Origin of the sequence: Pseudomonas sp. B6(2017), assembly GCF_002112765.1 — a bacterium.
In the GTDB taxonomy this organism is placed as follows: Bacteria; Pseudomonadota; Gammaproteobacteria; order Pseudomonadales; family Pseudomonadaceae; genus Aquipseudomonas; species Aquipseudomonas piscis.
In genome coordinates, this window is the sequence record NZ_NEIQ01000027.1 from 38,304 (window position 1) to 55,752 (window position 17,449).

General features: G+C 57.8%; 16 protein-coding genes and 2 pseudogenes. 6 read left to right on the plus strand and 12 right to left on the minus strand.

Annotation, left to right across the window (positions count from 1 at the left end):
* Positions 1-183: 183 nt before the first annotated feature.
* A complete protein-coding gene (locus tag CAG11_RS31060) occupies positions 184-1,200 on the minus strand; it encodes a DNA-binding protein (protein ID WP_085600212.1) in 1,017 nt (338 codons plus the stop codon).
* A gap of 201 nt (positions 1,201-1,401) precedes the next feature.
* Here CAG11_RS31060 and CAG11_RS33485 point away from each other — a divergent pair, with 201 nt between their 5' ends.
* Positions 1,402-1,986, plus strand: a complete 585-nt coding sequence (locus CAG11_RS33485) for a hypothetical protein (RefSeq protein ID WP_143494838.1) — start codon at positions 1,402-1,404, stop codon at positions 1,984-1,986.
* A gap of 9 nt (positions 1,987-1,995) precedes the next feature.
* The gene (locus CAG11_RS31070; protein ID WP_085600215.1) at positions 1,996-2,346 is read left to right on the plus strand and encodes a PAS domain-containing protein; all 351 of its coding nucleotides are present in this window, start codon (positions 1,996-1,998) and stop codon (positions 2,344-2,346) included.
* 215 nt (positions 2,347-2,561) lie between these two features.
* On the opposite strand, the gene CAG11_RS34290 is transcribed toward CAG11_RS31070, so the two are convergent.
* The 7 genes and pseudogenes from CAG11_RS34290 to CAG11_RS31095 all read right to left on the minus strand — a co-directional run bounded on the left by CAG11_RS34290 (position 2,562) and on the right by CAG11_RS31095 (position 9,989).
* Complete coding sequence (locus CAG11_RS34290; protein ID WP_256578805.1) at positions 2,562-2,996, minus strand: alpha/beta hydrolase; 435 nt, start codon at positions 2,994-2,996, stop codon at positions 2,562-2,564.
* Complete coding sequence (locus CAG11_RS34295; RefSeq protein ID WP_256578806.1) at positions 2,974-3,486, minus strand: alpha/beta hydrolase; 513 nt, start codon at positions 3,484-3,486, stop codon at positions 2,974-2,976. Before CAG11_RS34295 ends, CAG11_RS34290 begins: the two co-directional genes overlap by 23 nt.
* A 39-nt stretch (positions 3,487-3,525) precedes the next feature.
* Positions 3,526-4,038: an NAD(P)H-binding protein gene (locus CAG11_RS34300; protein ID WP_256578810.1), complete on the minus strand. Its 513-nt coding sequence runs from the start codon at positions 4,036-4,038 to the stop codon at positions 3,526-3,528.
* A pseudogene (locus CAG11_RS34305) lies at positions 3,969-4,175 on the minus strand (paraquat-inducible protein A); the annotation flags it as partial. The pseudogene CAG11_RS34305 and the gene CAG11_RS34300, both read right to left, overlap by 70 nt.
* 58 nt (positions 4,176-4,233) lie before the next feature.
* Positions 4,234-5,673, minus strand: a complete 1,440-nt coding sequence (locus tag CAG11_RS31085; RefSeq protein WP_085600219.1) for an efflux transporter outer membrane subunit — start codon at positions 5,671-5,673, stop codon at positions 4,234-4,236.
* Positions 5,674-5,678: 5 nt separating this feature from the next.
* Complete coding sequence (locus CAG11_RS31090) at positions 5,679-8,810, minus strand: efflux RND transporter permease subunit (protein WP_085600221.1); 3,132 nt, start codon at positions 8,808-8,810, stop codon at positions 5,679-5,681.
* Positions 8,811-8,837: 27 nt separating this feature from the next.
* A complete protein-coding gene (locus tag CAG11_RS31095; protein ID WP_085600223.1) occupies positions 8,838-9,989 on the minus strand; it encodes a MexC family multidrug efflux RND transporter periplasmic adaptor subunit in 1,152 nt (383 codons plus the stop codon).
* Positions 9,990-10,112: 123 nt separating this feature from the next.
* Here CAG11_RS31095 and CAG11_RS31100 point away from each other — a divergent pair, with 123 nt between their 5' ends.
* Both CAG11_RS31100 and CAG11_RS31105 read left to right on the plus strand, forming a co-directional pair.
* Positions 10,113-10,718, plus strand: a complete 606-nt coding sequence (locus CAG11_RS31100) for a TetR/AcrR family transcriptional regulator (protein WP_085600225.1) — start codon at positions 10,113-10,115, stop codon at positions 10,716-10,718.
* Positions 10,719-10,795: 77 nt separating this feature from the next.
* A pseudogene (locus CAG11_RS31105) lies at positions 10,796-11,316 on the plus strand (paraquat-inducible protein A).
* Between the two features lie 675 nt (positions 11,317-11,991).
* On the opposite strand, the gene CAG11_RS31110 reads toward CAG11_RS31105, so the two are convergent.
* From CAG11_RS31110 to CAG11_RS31120, 3 genes are all read right to left on the minus strand, one after another.
* Positions 11,992-12,207, minus strand: coding sequence for a hypothetical protein (locus CAG11_RS31110; RefSeq protein ID WP_085600227.1), 216 nt, complete (start codon positions 12,205-12,207; stop codon positions 11,992-11,994).
* 99 nt (positions 12,208-12,306) lie between these two features.
* Entirely contained in the window at positions 12,307-13,560 is a 1,254-nt protein-coding gene (locus tag CAG11_RS31115; protein WP_207245211.1) for a CdaR family transcriptional regulator, read from the minus strand.
* A 154-nt stretch (positions 13,561-13,714) separates the two neighbouring features.
* On the minus strand, positions 13,715-14,602 hold the full coding sequence (locus CAG11_RS31120; protein ID WP_085600231.1) for a phytanoyl-CoA dioxygenase family protein: 888 nt from the start codon (positions 14,600-14,602) through the stop codon (positions 13,715-13,717).
* A gap of 351 nt (positions 14,603-14,953) precedes the next feature.
* Here CAG11_RS31120 and CAG11_RS31125 point away from each other — a divergent pair, with 351 nt between their 5' ends.
* The gene (locus tag CAG11_RS31125; RefSeq protein ID WP_085600233.1) at positions 14,954-15,535 is read left to right on the plus strand and encodes a TetR/AcrR family transcriptional regulator; all 582 of its coding nucleotides are present in this window, start codon (positions 14,954-14,956) and stop codon (positions 15,533-15,535) included.
* Positions 15,536-15,650: 115 nt separating this feature from the next.
* Here CAG11_RS31125 and CAG11_RS31130 read toward each other — a convergent pair whose 3' ends face one another.
* Positions 15,651-16,193, minus strand: coding sequence for a hypothetical protein (locus tag CAG11_RS31130; RefSeq protein WP_085600236.1), 543 nt, complete (start codon positions 16,191-16,193; stop codon positions 15,651-15,653).
* A gap of 375 nt (positions 16,194-16,568) precedes the next feature.
* Here CAG11_RS31130 and CAG11_RS31135 point away from each other — a divergent pair, with 375 nt between their 5' ends.
* On the plus strand, positions 16,569-17,438 hold the full coding sequence (locus CAG11_RS31135) for a phytanoyl-CoA dioxygenase family protein (RefSeq protein ID WP_085600238.1): 870 nt from the start codon (positions 16,569-16,571) through the stop codon (positions 17,436-17,438).
* The last annotated feature ends 11 nt before the right edge of the window (positions 17,439-17,449 follow it).

Below are 17,449 nucleotides of genomic sequence, written 5' to 3' on the forward strand. Positions count from 1 at the left end.
TTCGACGGTAGCTGCGGAAATTCTACGATTGATTCAGCGTCTACACGTGTGCGAATACATACTGTGCCATCACCCGATGAGGGTACAGCAATGGCTGATCACCAGATGGCGATTTGCATGCAAAGATACAGTGGACGGAAATGGGCCCACGCTGCCCTTAAGTAATGTTGACCGCCTTTCGTTCTAGGTATCTTTTCGGGTCGACTTTCGAGCGGATCGACTGCGCCCTTCAGGGGCGTGGCCGGTAGTAGCCCCCGCAAGTTGTTGGTCAAGAAGTTCTGCGAGCGCTCGTGAGGCAGCAGCCTGCTCGCGCAACTCGGCTAGCTCGCGCTGAGTCAAGTGTTGTTGCTGTTGCAGTACTTGTTGCTGCTCGCACGCTGTAGTGTACGCCTGCAGGGCCTGATCACGCTCGCGCTGTAAGGCTTCACATTGCGTCTGAGCAACACCGCGCTGCTCACGCACCTCTGCCAATGCTGCCTGACTCGCCTGCAGGTCCTGCTGCAGCGTTTGTTGCCGGCCGCCAGCCTCCTTCAGTTGTGCCGCTAGCGCTTTGGCTTCCTCGCGCGCACGGTCGATTTCACGATAGGCCCGATCCTCGACGTTGCGTGTATAGCGCTGTTGCTCCACACGCGCTTGTTCGGCCTGTTCACGGGTTTCGTGCAAGTGTTGACGCACCTCGGCTAGCTGTGTGTGCGCTTCGTCGCGCTGCGCCTGGAGTTCGTCACGCTGGGCACGCAGTTCGTCGATCTGTACCTGGCGCTGGATCAACAGCTGCTCCAGGTCGGTCAGTCGGGTCTCTGCACCCTGCCGCGCGGCGGCGGCCTCCGCCACCTGCTGACGTGCCTGGGCCACATCCAGCCGGGCGCGGGCTTCCAGTGCGCTCAATGCTTCCCGCTCCTCCGCCAACACTTGACGCTGGCCGGCCAGTGACTGCTCCACGACACCCTGCGCCAGGGTGGTCGCCTGCTGCCAGATGGCTATAAAGGCCTGTGTCACCTCCGCCGGCAGCCCCGGTAAGCGGGTTTCGCCGCGCAGGCGCCCGGCCAACTGTTCCCACCACTGGTCGAGCAGCGCGCCGACCCGTGCTGGACTGCCGCGCCCGAGCTCCAGGCGCACGCGCTCTACCGTCGGCCGTTCGCCACGGGCCAGCACTGCGTCCGCTGCCGCGAACACGTCAGTTTCTGGTACGCCTACCGCCACGCCCTGCCCTCCGCCGAATTAGGTCTGATAATTAAATCTTATCCGATCTTATAGATTAAGAATCTAATTTTTAATACGTTCATCGTATAAAATTATACACAATGTAAAGTCTCTTGGTGCGGTGCTGATCGTCCAGTGACAACCGAGGTAGTCCGATGCTCCTCTTTTCCACCACGCGGGCGGTCAGGAAGACACTGCTTCATGTCATTAATGCCGCATGCTCCGCAAACACTGGCTTGCCGCACTCGCTTTGGGGGCTATCGCGATAGAACCCGTTTTGAACTGCTGACCTCCTGCTCGGCGGAGTACTTCTGGGAATCGCTTGGGCCAGGCAGACTGAGTTCAAATACCTCGATATCGTTGTCGGCCTCACTCACCGAGCTTCTACAACCTCATGCGCCAGCCCGTTTAAGTGAGCTCTTTGCCCGGGTACACCCGGATGATTGCGCCGCTGTAGAAGCCTTGGTTTACGGCAAGGTGGGCAGCCTGTCCCAAGTGTTTGAATGCCGTATCCGCACCAGAATGGATGAGTACGCGCGGCTCAAAGGCTACCTGGGCGCAAGCAATGTCTCATCGCTTTCATCCCATGTGATCTGTGTTGCGCTGGCGGCCAGCGAGCTGCGCTTCGAGCTTTCGCTTGAAGTCATCCGTGACGCCCTCTGGGAGATGCAGGTAGTGGAAGGTGACCTCCTCAATCCCAGAAACACGTTGTGGTGGTCACCTCAGTTCATTGGTCTGCTGGGTTTCGAAAACGTTGAGGAGTTTCCCGAACGGCTGGAGAGCTGAGCATCCCGTCTGCATCCGGATGACCAGCAAAACAGCTTCGAGACATTTGCTGCTTACATGGCGGATCTCAATGTGTCCGCCCCACTCGACCTGTTTTATCGACTGAAATTGAAAAATGGTGATTACCGATGGTTTCGCGCACGAGGTCTGGCCCAGCGCAACAGCAGCGGTGTACTTCTACGTGTGGTGGGGTCGCTGGTTGATGCGCAAGATGAGTACGAAGAGTCCGAGCTTCGACGACTGCAAGCGCTTCAGCATGAATCACTACAGGGCAGCCTGCAGAAGATAAACACGATTGTCAGCTCGATCGAGGGCATCGCGACTCAGACCAACCATCCTGGATCGCTCCTCTGGCGGTAACCGCCAGACGCTGAAATATTGAAATCAGTATAAGGACGAAGGGCAAGTCTACTTTGCCTATTCCGACTGGAGACTTGCTTGATCTGTTGGATTTTTGGTAAGCCTTTCCTACGCAGCTCAAACTGAGCAAGGCTGCTTCGATACTGCGCTATAGGAAGGGGGAAATATTTTTGCCTAAATCGGCAAAATAAGCCTGCGCGCTGGTCCGCCTAGCTTTACTGCAAATGCTTGCGCAGGAACGGCATGGCCTGTGCCAAGGGCTCAGGTTTGTTATACAAGTCGTAATGCGACCAGCCTTCAGCAACGTAAATCTGCTTATCGGCCGAGGCTGCCCGACCGTAGATTTCCCAGCCATCCCGGTAGGCCCCATAAGCGCCCGTCTTATCACCGATGACCAACAGCAGCGGCTGGGTCAACAGCACCTCGGCATGCAGGAACGCATCCCAGCCGAATGCGGCGCTGTTGAACGAAAACAGGCCACTGGTGGCGCCGTTGGGCTGTTGTCCACGCGCAGTCTTGTAGTAATCGGTCGCTTCGAGCACATCGATATCGGTGATGCCCGCATTGCGTCCCTCCTCGACCGAAGCTGGCAGATAGTTGATGACATGCCGGACGCCTCCCTGAGCTTCAGCGGTGCGCTGGGCAGCCATGGCTTGAAGAGCTGCGACCGGATCGAAATTGCTGAAGCCTTCGGATCAGACGCCCGAAGTTGCCCCCGGTGATCGAGACCAGCGCTTTGATCCGGTGGTCGGTGATAGCAGCGTGCACGGTATAAGCGCCCCCACCGCAGATGCCGATAGCACCTATCCGCGCAGGGTCGACATAGGGCAATGTGACCAAATAGTCGATGACAAAACGGATATCGGACACACGGATCGACGGGGCTTCGACAAAGCGCGGCTCACCGCCACTCGCGCCCTGGAAGCTGGCATCGAAGGCAATCACTACGAAGCCCTCCCTGGCCAGGCCCGCGCCGTAGACATTGCCCGAGGTCTGTTCTTTGCAACTGCCGATCGGGTGGGAGCTGACAATCGCCGGGTATTGCTTGGAGGCGTCGAAACCTGGTGGCAGGTACAGGTCTGCCGCGGTTTCCCAGCCCAGATTCTGGTATCGAAGGTGCTTGATTGTGATATCGCTCATGGGATTCTCCGCTTGGTTCGTATGCACAGGGGCAGTGATTTACATGAACGCGGGCTTGTCGCCGTCGCTTCCCGGCTTGTTGACACCTACGTTGTCACGCAACAACCAGTTGGGCGTCTCGATAATATGGACGATCAGCGCCGCGACACTCTTGCGCGAAATCTCGGTACCACGGAAAGGCTCATGCCGGCCGGTGGTCTCGTAATCTAGTTCATCATGGTCGCTGAGCCAGGCCGCACGCAGAATGGTGTAGTCCAGGTCGCTGGCTTCGATCAGGTCGGCCGACCGCCGGTATGGGCTAAGATACTGGCCGATTTCACGATGATTCCACTCGCCGAACTTGCCAGGAATTTCGTCATAGATGCCCAGGGAATTGACGAAGATGAGGCGGCTGGGCCCTGCTGCGTGCATGGCGCCGATGATACGGTCAGTCTGATCATCGATTTCACCTGCCAGGTTGGCGTAGACAATGCTCTGAAAATGCTGACGGTCATGATCGGCAGCAGGTTGGCCGGGATGTAGAGCAACATGGCGCTGATCAGCAAGGCCCAGGTCCGCCTGATGCTGTCCGGGCGGCGCACATGCAAGAGCGCCCGGCAACGACTGCAACGCGCGGGTTGCTGGCCGTCGATGGGATTGAGTTGATGACATTCGCCGCAGACCTGGATGCCGGCATCGATTGCACGCATCGTTACCTTCCTCGAGCGTCGCCCGCCGGGCTTGCTCCGGCGGGCGGCGGTCACTCATTCAGGGGCGGTCCTGGCGTTGCGCCAGTTGCTGGTCCTGATTGTCCTTCCAGCCACCACCCAGGGAGCGGAACAGATCCACCAGGGCGATCTGCCGTTGAGTGCTGACTTCGATGAACGCCGTCTCGTTGGCGAAGTTGTTGCGCTGGGCGTCCAGGTAACGCAGGTGGCTATCGATACCGCCTTCATAACGGGCCTTGGCCAGCTTCAGCGATTCGTTGCTGGTGTTGGCCAGGGCCCGGCGTGCCTGCTCCTCGCGGCGCAGGGTATCGGTGGCCGCCAGGGCGTCCGCCACTTCACGGAACGCGGTCTGGATCGTGCCCTCGTAGGCCGCCACCGCCGAGTCCTTGCGCGCCTCGGCCAGGCTCAACCCGGCGCGGTTGCGTCCGCCATCGAAGATCGGCAGCGACAGGGTCGGAATGAAGCTCCAGGAGCGCGAGCCGCCATCGAACAGACCGGACATTTGCGCGCTGGAAGTGCCGAAGCTGCCGGTCAAGGTGATCCGCGGGAAGAACGCTGCCCGCGCAGCGCCGATATCGGCATTGCGCGCTTGCAGGCGATGTTCGGCGGCGAGGATGTCCGGACGGCGCTCGATCAGCGACGACGGTGAGCCCGCGGCGATGTCTTGCACCAGTAGCGGCTGCTCCGACGGCTTATCGGGAATCGACTTGGTGGCATCGGCGGTGCCCAGCAACAGCACCAGGGCATTGAACGCCTGTTGCTTCTGGCGCAGGGCGGCCTCCTCGTCGGCCCGGGACTGTTCCACCAGGCCCAGGGCTTCCTGGTAGTCCAGCGCGGTGGCGTTACCTACCGCACGGTGCCGGCTGATCAGGGCGAAGGAGTATTCGCGACTGACCAGGGTCTGCTGGGTCAGGGCCAGGCGGCGCTGGGCGCCGTCATGGGCCAGGTAGGCCTGGGTGACCTCGGCGATCAGTGCAATGCGTGCCGAGCGCCCGGCCTCCTCGGTGGCCAGGTACTGCTGCAATGCGGCATCGCTGAGGCTCTTGACCCGTCCGAACAGGTCGACTTCGTATTCCGGCAACGACAGGCCGACCTGATAGGTACTGGCCACGCCGGCCCGGCCACCGCTGGACAGGTCCGACGGCAGGCGCTGGCGGTTGCCCGAGGCCCCGGCGTTCAACCCGGGGATCCGGTCCGCCCGCTGGATGCGGTACTGCGCCCGGGCTTGTTCGATGTCCAGCAAGGTCTGGCGCAACGAACGGTTATTGTCCAGGGCGGTGCCAACCAGGCGGCGCAGCTCGGGATCGACGATGAACGCCTGCCAGTCCAGTTCGCTGGCCTGGCGTCCCTGCTGGGCGGGCGAGTCGCTCCAGCTGTCGGCTACGGGCGCCGTCGGACGCTCGTAGGTCGGAGCCATGGAGCAGCCACCCAGGGCCAGGGCGATCAGCAGCGCCGATACGGTAAAAGCTGGGGTACGCATGCTGATCACTCCTGGGCCAGGGTTGGCTGTTCGGTGGCAGGCCGCTTGGTACGCAGCAACGACAGCAACCAGACGAAACAGATCGGCACGAAAATCACCCCCAGTAAGGTGGCGCTGAGCATCCCGCCGATCACCCCGGTACCGATGGCGCGCTGGCTGGCCGCACCGGCGCCGGTGGCGATGGCCAGGGGGACCACGCCGAGGATGAAGGCCATGGACGTCATGATGATCGGGCGAAAGCGCAGGCGAGCGGCCTCGATAGCGGCATCACGCAGGCTATACCCCTTCTCCCACAATTCCTTGGCGAACTCGACGATCAGGATCGCGTTCTTCGCCGACAGGCCAATGATGGTAATCAGGCCGACCTTGAAGTACACGTCGTTGGGCATGCCCACGACCATTACCGCCAGTACCGCACCCACCGCGCCGATCGGTACGATCAGCATCACCGACAGCGGGATCGACCAGCTCTCGTAGAGGGCCACCAGCAACAGGAACACCACCAGGATCGCCAGGGCGAACAAGCCCGATGCCTGGCCGGCAGAGACCTTCTCCTGGTAGGACAGGCCGGTCCACTCGTAGCCGATGCCCTTGGGCAGTTGCGATGCCAGTTGCTCCAGCTCGGCCATGGCCTGGCCAGTGCTGTAGCCTGGACCTGCGTCACCGACGATACGGATCGACGGATAGCCGTTGTAGCGCACCAGTTGCACCGGCCCCTCTTCCCACTTGCTGCTGACGAAGGCGCTGAGCGGCACCTGGTCGCCCTTGTTGTTGGGCACGTACAGTTTGAGCACGCTTTCCGGAGTCATCCGCGCGCCCTGCTCGGCCTGGATCACCACCCGTTGCTGGCGACCGGCGTTGGTGAAGTCATTGACCACGTTGGAACCGAAGGCCGAGGACAGGGTGGAGCTAATGCTCTCGAAGTTGACGCCTTGGGCCCGGGCTTTTTCGCGGTCGATCACCAGGCGCAACTGCGGTGCCTCGGACAGGCCCTCCATCATCCCGTAGAGGAATTTCGGATTGCCGTTGATTTGGCCCAGCAGCGTATCCCGTGCCTGCAACAAGGCCTCGCGGCCCAAACCGCCACGGTCCATCAAGCGCAGGGCGAAACCACCGGAATTGCCCAAGCCATTGATCGGTGGTGGCGAGACCGCCATGACGGTACCGTCGTCGGAGATGGCGAAATGCTCGTTCAGTGCCGCTACTTCAGCCATAGCCGATTGATGCGCATCGCGTTCGGACCAATCCCTAAATGTCGGGAAAGCCAACGCCGCATTATCACCTTGACCAGAAAAGCTGAAGCCCGAAATCACGAATGCCGAGGAGACGGCCTCACGGGACTTGAGATAGGTTTCCAGCTGTTCACCGGTGGCGTTTGTGCGCGCACGGCTGGCGCCGGGTGGCAGTTGCACATCAACCAACATGTAACCCAGATCTTCAGTGGGCACAAAAGCTTCCGGTAATCGAAGGTAACTGTAGCCGAGCAGAGCGACAATACCGCCGTAGATCAGCATAAAACGCCCGGCACGTTTGACCAACGCACCGTTGAGCACCGAGTAGCGCTCGGTCACGCGGGTAAAACCACGGTTGAAGGCACCGAAGAAACCACGTTTTTCGTGATGCCCTTCGGGGACCGGCTTGAGAAGCGTGGCGCACAGCGCCGGGGTGAAGGTCAGGGCCAGGAAGCCGGAGAACAGGATCGAGATCGCCAGGGATACCGAGAACTGCTGGTAGATGACGCCCACCGAACCGCTCATGAAGGCCAGCGGCATGAACACCGCGGACAGTACCAGGGTGATACCGACGATGGCGCCGGATACCTGCTTCATCGCCTTGATCGTCGCGTCGGTCGGGGACAGCCCCTCCTCGGCCATGATCCGCTCGACGTTCTCCACCACCACGATGGCGTCGTCCACCAGGATGCCGATGGCCAGCACCATGCCGAACATGGTCATCATGTTCACCGAGAAGCCCAGCAGGTACATCACGGCCAGGGTACCGAGCAGGCACACGGGCACTACGATGGATGGAATCAGGGTATAGCGCACGTTCTGCAGGAACAGGAACATCACCAGGAACACCAAGACCATGGCTTCGATCAGGGTGTGGATCACCTTCTCGATGGCCACGTCGACGAAACGCGAGGTGTCGTAGGGTACGGAGTACTGCACATCACTAGGGAAAAACTGCGACAGTTCGGCCAGGCGCTCCTTGACCAGCGTCGCGGTCTGGATGGCGTTGGCGCCCGGCGATAATTGAATCGCTCCACCGACTGCCGGAGTACCATCCAGACGTGAGGAAATGTTGTAATTTTCCTGGCCTAACTCCAGACGTGCGACGTCGGCAAGCTTGACCATGGAGCCGTCCTGATTGGCCCGCAGGATAATCTCACCAAACTCCTGCGGATTGTCCAGAACCCCCTTGACCGCCAAGGTTGCAGTCAATTCCTGGGCACTGTTGCCCGGTGTGCTGCCGAAGGCGCCGGCCGGAACCTGCACGTTCTGTCCACGGATGGCGCTGCTCACGTCTTCGATGGACAGACCATAGCCCACCAGCTTCTGCGGATCGATCCAGACCCGCATCGCCGCTTCAGAAGAGAAGAACTGCAACTTGCCAACGCCGGGCAAGCGGCGCAGTTCATTGTTGATGTTACGCGCGGCGTAATCACCGAGAGCAATGGTATCGCCGCGCTCGGCACCTTCCTTGTAATTCAGGGCGTAGATCAACAGGAAGCCGGCGCTGGTCTGTTCGACCTGCAAGCCCTGGGTGAGTACGGCCTGGGGCATGCGCGCCTCGGCTTTCTTCAGGCGGTTCTGCACATCAACCTGGGCCAGGTCAGGATCGGTACCAGGTTCAAATGTAACGACGATCTCAGCGGTACCGTTGGAGTTGTTGGTCGATTCGAAATAGAGCAAACCCTTAGTGCCGTTGAGTGACTCCTCAAGAATGCTGGTCACCGACTCAACCAGTACCTTTGCCGAAGCACCCGGATACGTGGCTGTAACTGTGATCTGCGGTGGTGCAACGTTAGGGTATTGGGCCACCGGTAACTTGGAGATAACTAGCAACCCGAACAGTGAGATAAACAGCGCGACCACCCAAGCAAAGTTAGGACGCCTGATGAAAAAATTCGACATCGAAAAATCCTCGCGGCAACTACGCCCTTACTTCTGCGGCTCTGGGGGGGTGGCAGTGACACTCTTGGGCTCGACCTTGGCTCCAGGCTGCAGGCCAGCCAAGCCACTAGTGATCACCCGGTCACCGGCTTTCAAGCCATCACGAATCTGCCAGCGTGCTCCCTGCATAACACCGGTCTGCACTTGACGTGACTGAGCACGGCCGTCGTCGCCCATCAACAACACGAAGGCACTGCCATCCGGACTACGTTGCACAGCCCGCTGCGGCACTAAAACAGCCTGGCTATCGGTCCCCTGTGGAGTGTTGACACGTACATACATACCTGGCAGCAGATTACCGTCGCGGTTATCAAACTGACCGCGTAGAGTCACTTGACCCGTACCAGGGTCCACCGCAACATCTGTGAAAAGCAGCTTCCCTCTACGCTCATACGAAGTGCCTTCAATTCTTACAGACAGGCTCTGCTGCGGATCAGTGGCCAAGGTCCCATTCTTAAGGGCTTCACGTAGACGCAACGCATCGGCGGCGGTCTGGGTGAAATCTGCGTAGATCGGGTCCAACTGCTGGATGCGCGCCATCAGGGTCGCTTCGCCCTGGCCAACCAGGGCGCCTTCGGTTACCAGTGCACGTCCGACTCGGCCAGAGATCGGCGCGATGACCGAGGTGTACCCCAGGTTCAGGCGCGCGGTTTCCAGGTCTGCCTGGGCCGAGCGGGTCGCTGCCTGGGCGCTGTGCAAGTCGGCACTGGCTTTGTCGTAGTCCTGCTGGCTGACCGCTTCGATCTTCACCAGTGTCTCATAGCGTTTGACCCGCGCCTGGGCCTCCTTCATCCCGGCCTGGGCCCGGGCCAGGTCGCCCTCGGCACGGGACACCGCTGCCTTGAGCGGCGCGGGATCGATCTGGAACAACAGATCGCCGGCCTTGACGTCGGCGCCTTCCTCGAAGCGCTTCTTCAGCACGATCCCCGCCACCCGTGCCCGCACCTCGGCTACACGCATTGGCTCAACTCGCCCCGGCAATTCCGAAATAAGTGCTAAAGGCTCGCTTACCACCGCCAGCACTTCCACAGGACGCGCCGTTTCCACAACAGGGCTCTGCTCGCTCGCCGGACCACACCCTGCCAATGCGATGGCTACTGCCAATGCCCCTGCCGTTCTTACTGCACGAAAATTGCCCATGACTCACCTAAGGCTTGATTGAAAACGGCCGGGATGGTACTTTTCAATCCACTTTGAGTCAATATTGATTCATATGATCAAAATAAGACCCAGCCTTCATCCTTCCGGAAACCAATCGGCCCTATGCAAGCATCTGGAAAGTTCACTCAAGAAAGGGCAACTCCCTTGTCCCCACAGGAGGAGCGCCTGTTACGCCTGCTAACCACCGCGATAGTTCATCACCCAAGAGCTTCCATGTCCGAACTGGCGCAGGTAGTTGGGGTGAGCAGAGCCACTCTGCATCGCTTCTGTGGCACTCGGGACAACCTTTTGAAAAAACTAGAAAGCCGTGCTAAGGAGGTACTTACGAAGATCATCGGCAATGCTCGTTTGCAGCAAGATGAATTTCTCTCTGCCCTTGAGCGCTTAATCAACGAGCACCTGGCACACCGCGAACTGCTAGCATTTTTAGTAGTTCAATATCGGCCCGATTTCCTCGATGAAAGCCCTAACGCCGCGCCTTGGTACTCCTACTTGTATGCTTTGGATACTTTCTTTCTCCGTGGCCAGCAGCAAGGCGTACTACGTATTGATATCACCGCATCGATTCTTACCGAAATGTTCATCAGTCTGGTGTATGGCATGGTCGATGCTGAGCAACGAGGTCGCGCAGCCAGCGCCAACACCGCCCATATCCTGCCGCAGATATTCCTTTACGGCGCAGGCTCTCATATTCGGATGGAAACCTAGACTAGGCTCCCTCAGGCCCTATTAAATGCCTAATACCAACTTCAACAATCTGGCGGCCCTTCCCTTAGAGGCATTAGTTGCTTGCGCTGCTGGCCGCGCATCACCAGCAATGGCAACGCCGCTGCTTCGCATTGGTGCTAATTGCCCTGCTGCTCTACCTCTCGGCCGATTTCTCGCCGATCATGCACCTCACTCTGCTCAGCCAAACCCGCAACGAAACGGTCTGGAGTGATTTAAAAGCGACATGCCAGGGGTAGCAGTAGTGGTTCTGCTCAGCAGCATGGCGATTCCGCTGCTCAAGCCGCTGAGCCAGTTATTGGTGTTATTGAGCCTGCGGTTTAAGGTGGCGCGCCGCAGCGGCGCGGTGCTTTACCGCAGTTATCACCATCTGCGCGAATGGGGCATGCTCGAGGTCTACCTGTTCGGAATTCTGGTATCCATTTTCAAGCTAATAGACATCACTGATCTGAGCCTGGACGTCGGCTTAGCCTGCTTCGTAGCTCTGCTGCTGACCCAGATTTGGCTTGAAATGAGCATGCCAGCGCAACAAGCTTGGGAAGCATTGTCAGATGAGTATGAGCCGCCCCAGGCTCCGTAGGCACTTCCATGTCCTAAAATCATGTCCTAAAATGGGCCCCATCCTATGGACGGTACACACCGCAAGGCAATTTACGCGAGCTCTAGATCCAGCATCTGTTACCTCGCGGCCTCCATCCCCAAGCCTTTTTGCTCAGAAAGCGAGTTTCTCCGAGGCTGTTGATGTACTTGCCCATAGTGCTCACAGCATAGCTTCCTGGGGCCATTACAACCTGCCGAGGCGCTGCGGTCACCACAACTCCACTCACCCGCGTCACCTGCATGCGGCCGCACGCCGCCGCCCCCATCGGAGTGGGCCAATGCGCACATATCGTGCTCGATCATCACTAGGTTATTGCAAGCATCAACCAGACACAGCAACTGCACCAGCAAACGATCGGATTAGATTGAAGGAGAACCGCCCGACGTCAAAGCGATTACGACGCGCGTTCGGTGCGCTTCAATAACGCTGCCCTAATGTCACAAAGCTGGAAAGACCGCTTTTTGGCCGAAAGCGGTCATCCATGGCACCTGTCTTGGCCGTTAAGTGCCCTTCAACGCAGGCAGTTATCGTCGAAGAGTTGCCTCTCACTGGTTGCCACGACCAACCAGTTATCACCTGAGAAACACTCGTCAGGTTATGTGGACTGCACTGAGTAACTCTACATATATGAGTAAATCAGAGCACCCCCTGTAACTAGTCGACCAGAGATCTAAGGTCGCTATCAATATCCTCTAGCGACTTCTTGGAGATCAGCCCGCCAGAGTATTTCGCCGCGGTCGCTAAGGCAAAGCCACGGGCCATGGCGATTTGCGGATGCTTGTTGATACCAGGCAAGTGCTTTTCAATAATTTGGCTTGTCTTGCTATTGTCCAGCAATTCGCCAACTTTCGTTTCAATTGAGTACGGCATCTGTTACTTCCTCGGTTGCGCCTTAGCAGGCAGAAATTTAATACTCAGCCCCGGAGACTGCCTGGCCTACTTCTCAGGCACCTGTGCAGCGCCAACGGCCTATTCCGTATCGTCGTTTAATGGTGTGCTCCAAATCACCAACTCAAGAGCCGCGGCGATTTGAATACGATGGTCGGCAAGTTGCACGGGCAACAGATCCTGAGCTCGCTCCAGCCGACGCAGTAACGTGTTGCGATGCATGCCAAGTTCTTCGGCGGTCTGGGTGATGTTGCAGCCGTTGGCCAGGAAGGCGTGCAACGAATGCTGAAGAACCATGGGCTCCGTAGCCAGCCGCCCCAACATGCTCAAGACAAACTCTCTGGCGGCGCGGAGGTCCTGGGTCATCAGTGAAACCATCCTGACTTGATCAATCGTGGCGACGGCGGGAGCACCTGCCAAGCGCCCCAGCAATCGTTGGGTGGTCAAGGCCTCCAGGTGTGACCGGCGGAAGCCATTTACCCCCATCCCCGGGGAACCGATTGCCGCACGATTTTTTGGAAACTGGTGAGCGACGCCTTGCAGTGCATTCAGGTCCAACGGTTTTGCCGCACTCATCCAAAGCCATAGAGTTGCCGGGGCCGCGAATACGATCAGTGGCGCTACCGTGCCAGTAAGGTGCGCTAGAGTGCGTGCCATATCCTCCAGGGGCTGGATTTCTGCATCCGGGATTTCACTCCAGACGAGACAGGCATGGTGCTTCTGGAAAAGGCTGTAACCCAGTCGCCTAGCGAACTGTTCGGTGTCCACATCTCTGCCATCGAGCAAACGACTGACCAACGTACGTTTGTCGATATGATCGTCATGGGTCAGGGCGTTCTTTTCCTCCAGGATTATCTGGGTCACAACACGCATGTTGTTGTCGATGAATTCCGAGATAGAGCGCGACGAGACCTCCAGGAATTCCTCGAGTACCACTGAATCCTGCGTCAGGCTAAATGCCATCTTCATCCAAAGTTCCCAAGCGGTGTTCTGCGCCGACCTCGCGACATTCATCAATAGTTCAGACAGCCCCCTGCGGGCCAGCTCCTTGGCCGTGTCCACCATATCGGCAGACACGTAGGGCTCAACCGGCTCTCCAGGGCGCTGCAGATTGGCGCTCGCCCAGTGCAGTAACTCTGCCCGATTGGCGCGCCGGCACGCCGCCAGGATGACCGGGTCCTCCAATAGTTTTGCATCTTCTGGTGAAGAGAAAAGCGACTGGTTCAGGCGCTCAATCCACTCCGGTGGCAACGTCTGTGCGAGCTCGGCGCCTTTGCGCATGAGCTCACGAACGGCTTCAGAGGGGCGTGGCCAGAGGGACGGCGTACTGGTCATGGAAAGTGCACATCACTCAAAGATATCGGGGGAAATTGTGCAATTTGTACCTTGGCGACAGCTAAGGGGGAGACCTGGAAAAGCCGCCACGAGAGGCGTTAAAGAGCTAGGCCTTCGGCCCGACATAGAGCCGCTTCATGGCTGCTCGGGATGGTCAGAAGCCCTTTCCCGGCTCGGAGAACGTGGACATCTCCAGGAGCTCGTGCGGGTCTCGCATCTGGCCATCGACTTCCACCCAGCCCAGCAGCGTGGAGCTGACACTCCAGCCCAGCAGGCGTTGCATCTCTGCCGGCAGCTGGCGAACGCGCTCAACGGGAAGGGAAAGGAAGTGATTCTCTTCGAGGCGCAGGAAGGCCAGGTCGTAGGCCATTGTCAGGCCGGTACGAGGAGTCGAGGAGGTATTGGCGCCACCGCCGTGATAGACCGACCCCATCCATAGCAGCGCGGAGCCTGCCTTCATTTCAGCGGCAACGGTCTCCTCCTGGGTCGGCATGCGCTCGTCATCCCATTGATGGCTACCGGGAATGACGCGTGTCGCCCCGTTCTCTTCGGTGAAATCCGAGATGGCCAGCATGAGTTGCAGGCGGGCTTCACGTCCGTACTGGGGGTGCCTCCATAACGAAGTGGCATCATCACGGTGCAGGGGTTGCAGGCCTTGGCCCGGCCCAATCTGGATGGCTTGGGTAATGCTGAGTTGAATGTCAGGCTCGATCTCGATGCGGTCGCTACCCACCCAGACATGGGTAGGTGTCTGCAGGATTTTCCTCGCCGCCCCGATGAACAATGGGCTCAGGGCCACATCCACGGCCGTGTCGCTTCGCCCGATGATGCGGCCGACACGTCGGGTTTGCGTACCGGCAAAATAGGGATCCATTCCGCAAGGCGTGACATCCAAGTAGGCGTCCAGTTCTTCAGTGAGGGACTTCAGCGTTGCGGGCGAGACAAAATCGGAAATGATGACCCCGCCGTCACGCAGGATGATCTCCACCACCTGTTCGACCGATGCATCGCTGCTGACTGTCGAGAGTTTTCGTGTATCCATCTGCTTTCTACCTGTCTGGTTTTGTCATTGTTCTATCCAGTGAGCCGGGGCAGCCTGACTCACCCCATGTTGCCTATCACTGCAACGCCCTCTTGCTTCCACTCTCAGCGAGAGAACTCTATACTTACCGAATATAGTCATATGATCAAGTCAGTTGATTATGATTTTTATGCCTTTCCAGCACCACCGTTAGAACTGTGAATTCCGATGTCCGGCTAGGGGGGCGCTGACTTTCGCCATCGGCAATGCATCGACTCACCTCATGGATTGGGGAATGACCTTGCGATAGGATTCGTCACCGTCAACCCTGGACCAAAGGTTGCTGGCAACACCGAAAAAGGAGAACGCTCAATGGCTCGGATAGGCGCTGAAGAGCGCAGACAGGATTTTATTGAAGCCACCATCAAGGTGATCGCGGAGTACGGCATAGCCGACGCCACGACACGGCGTATCGCGGCGGCAGCAGATTCTCCGCTGGCCTCGCTGCATTATGTTTTCCACACCAAGGACGAGTTGTTCTGTGCGGTCTACGAGTCCTTGATCAGCATGCCGCAGCAATCACTGCAGTACGTGCCGAAAGGCTCCACGACAGCGGAATCGATTGGGGAAATGTTGCGCCAACTAGTCAAGTGGTTCACCTTGCACCCCGAACGGGCTAGCACACAGTTCGAGCTGTTCTTCTGGAACCTGCGCAACAACCCGGAAATGGCGACGAAGATTTATGCCGTTTCCATTGAAGCGACCCAGCAGGCCATTCGAAAGATGACCGACGATGGGTTGGATCAGACCGCGTTAACCACCATCAGCCGCCTGCTGATCAATCTCTTCGATGGCTTGCTCCTTGCCTGGTCTGCCCATGCTGACCTCGAACGCTTGGAGACCGAGACCGAGACAGCCTGCCAAGCGCTGAAACTGCTGGTGAACAGCTACTAAGACGCTATGCGGATGCGCCATGCTCTTATGGCACGGCTATCTTGGCACAAGGCGCTGTCCTCCTCCTGCCCCTAACCGTTATCTTCGCTGGATAAATGTCATTGAACAAAAAGTGTCATATCAGAAATGACACCCCAGTCAGCAGCAAACCAAGAATCAGCAGGACTGTTGTCAGTCGCGTGCTCACTCTAAGAACAGGTTGATGCTCGACAATTTTACCGATGGCGAAATACAACCGATCGACTATTTGCTGCTCGTCGAGCTCTTTTGACTGAAAGATAGAGTCAATTACGGAACCGGCATTCGGGAATGGATCACGCAAGAATGGTGCTACGTCAAAAGCGCTTTGCTGCAGCGCTCGAGCCGAGAGCAAAGCGGACGTGACAAGTGCACCAAGTGCCATGACAGCACTTGTTGCCTCTAACAGAGTGATCATGTCAAGACTGGCGGAAACACTAAAGCGGAGTATGGCGCCATACAGGGTTACCACCCCAGCCAAAGCACCAAGTGACAAGGTAAACATCAAGCGTAGATAGACTGTAACCAGCCCTCTTGAAACCGAAACTTGCTCAAGGTAAATCTTTACAAGCGTTTCTATTGCCAAGCGACGTGCCTCGAATGCAAAACGACGCTCTTCTGCTGGAGTTACAGGCAGCATTCAAGATTCCTCACAATAAATTGCCGATATCTATGGTCGGAAAGCCCACTGCGGGCGAACTCTTGCGCATGGGCTTGGGAACGACTCCGAAGCGCCTGCCCTGGGGGATGGAGGCTGTCCATTCAAGGTGCAAATCAACCCAAAATACAACTAATACAAGTGCACTTTGTATCTTGGCTAAAAGCCCTGGAAAAAATAGCATGAACTCACTGCCTGAGCAAAAAAAATATAAGGAGGCACGATGTTTCTCCAAGTTAGTTTTGCGTTTGGTGCAGTAACGATCGTAACCATGGGCGGGTTCAGTGATGCACGCTGATTTGTCACTACCAATGAACTCGCCTGCACCCGAAGTGTTCCTGTTATTTGGAGTTTTCAATGTCTAGCCAACAAGGTTTCGTCACAAGTTTGCCCGTTGCAAGCAGATCGACTTCAGCGCAGGAGATTGTTTCGCTGAGTGATCAGGCCGGAGCGGTGATCATTCGAAACTTCATGACTGCCGAGCAAGTGGTACGAATCAACGACGAACTGGAAGCGCCGCTTGCTGCGCTGGATGCAGGTTCCAAACATGAACATGAGTTGATTGCAGAGTTTCATGGCCAACAAACAAAGAGACTGACCAACCTCATCACCTACAGCAAGACCTTTCGTAAGGAAATCCTCGATGACGATCTCTTCCACGAGATGGGACGAGTACTTTTCGAGCAAGAGTGTGGCGACTGGTGGCTGACAACGGCTCAACTGATAGAAATCGGTCCCGGCAATAAAGCACAAATGCTGCATCGAGACATGGCCCAATATTACCCATTCGTTGCCATGAACAAGAATGCACCCCGCGCTATCACCAACCTGATGTTGGCGCTGACGGACTTCACTGAGGAAAATGGCGCTACGCGGGTGATTCCAGGAAGCCAGAACTGGGATAACTTCGAAGATGTGGGGTCGCCCGAGATGACCATTCCGGTCGAGTTGAAAGCCGGTGACGCGGTGCTGTTTGGCGGAAAAGTCGTTCACGGGGGTGGGGCTAACCTAACAACCGACCAATACCGCCGCGGGCTGACGATTCCGCTGCAGGCTTCGATTCTCACTCCCGAGGAAGCCTACCCGCTGATCGTTCCTCTGGAGGTGGTCAGGACTCTGTCTCCTCGCGTGCAAAAGATCATCGGTTTCCGCTCGCAGTATCCCAATGGCAGCCCGGGTCTCTGGCAACATAACTACACCGACCTGGCGGAATATCTCAAGCTCTGACTGATGCCGCG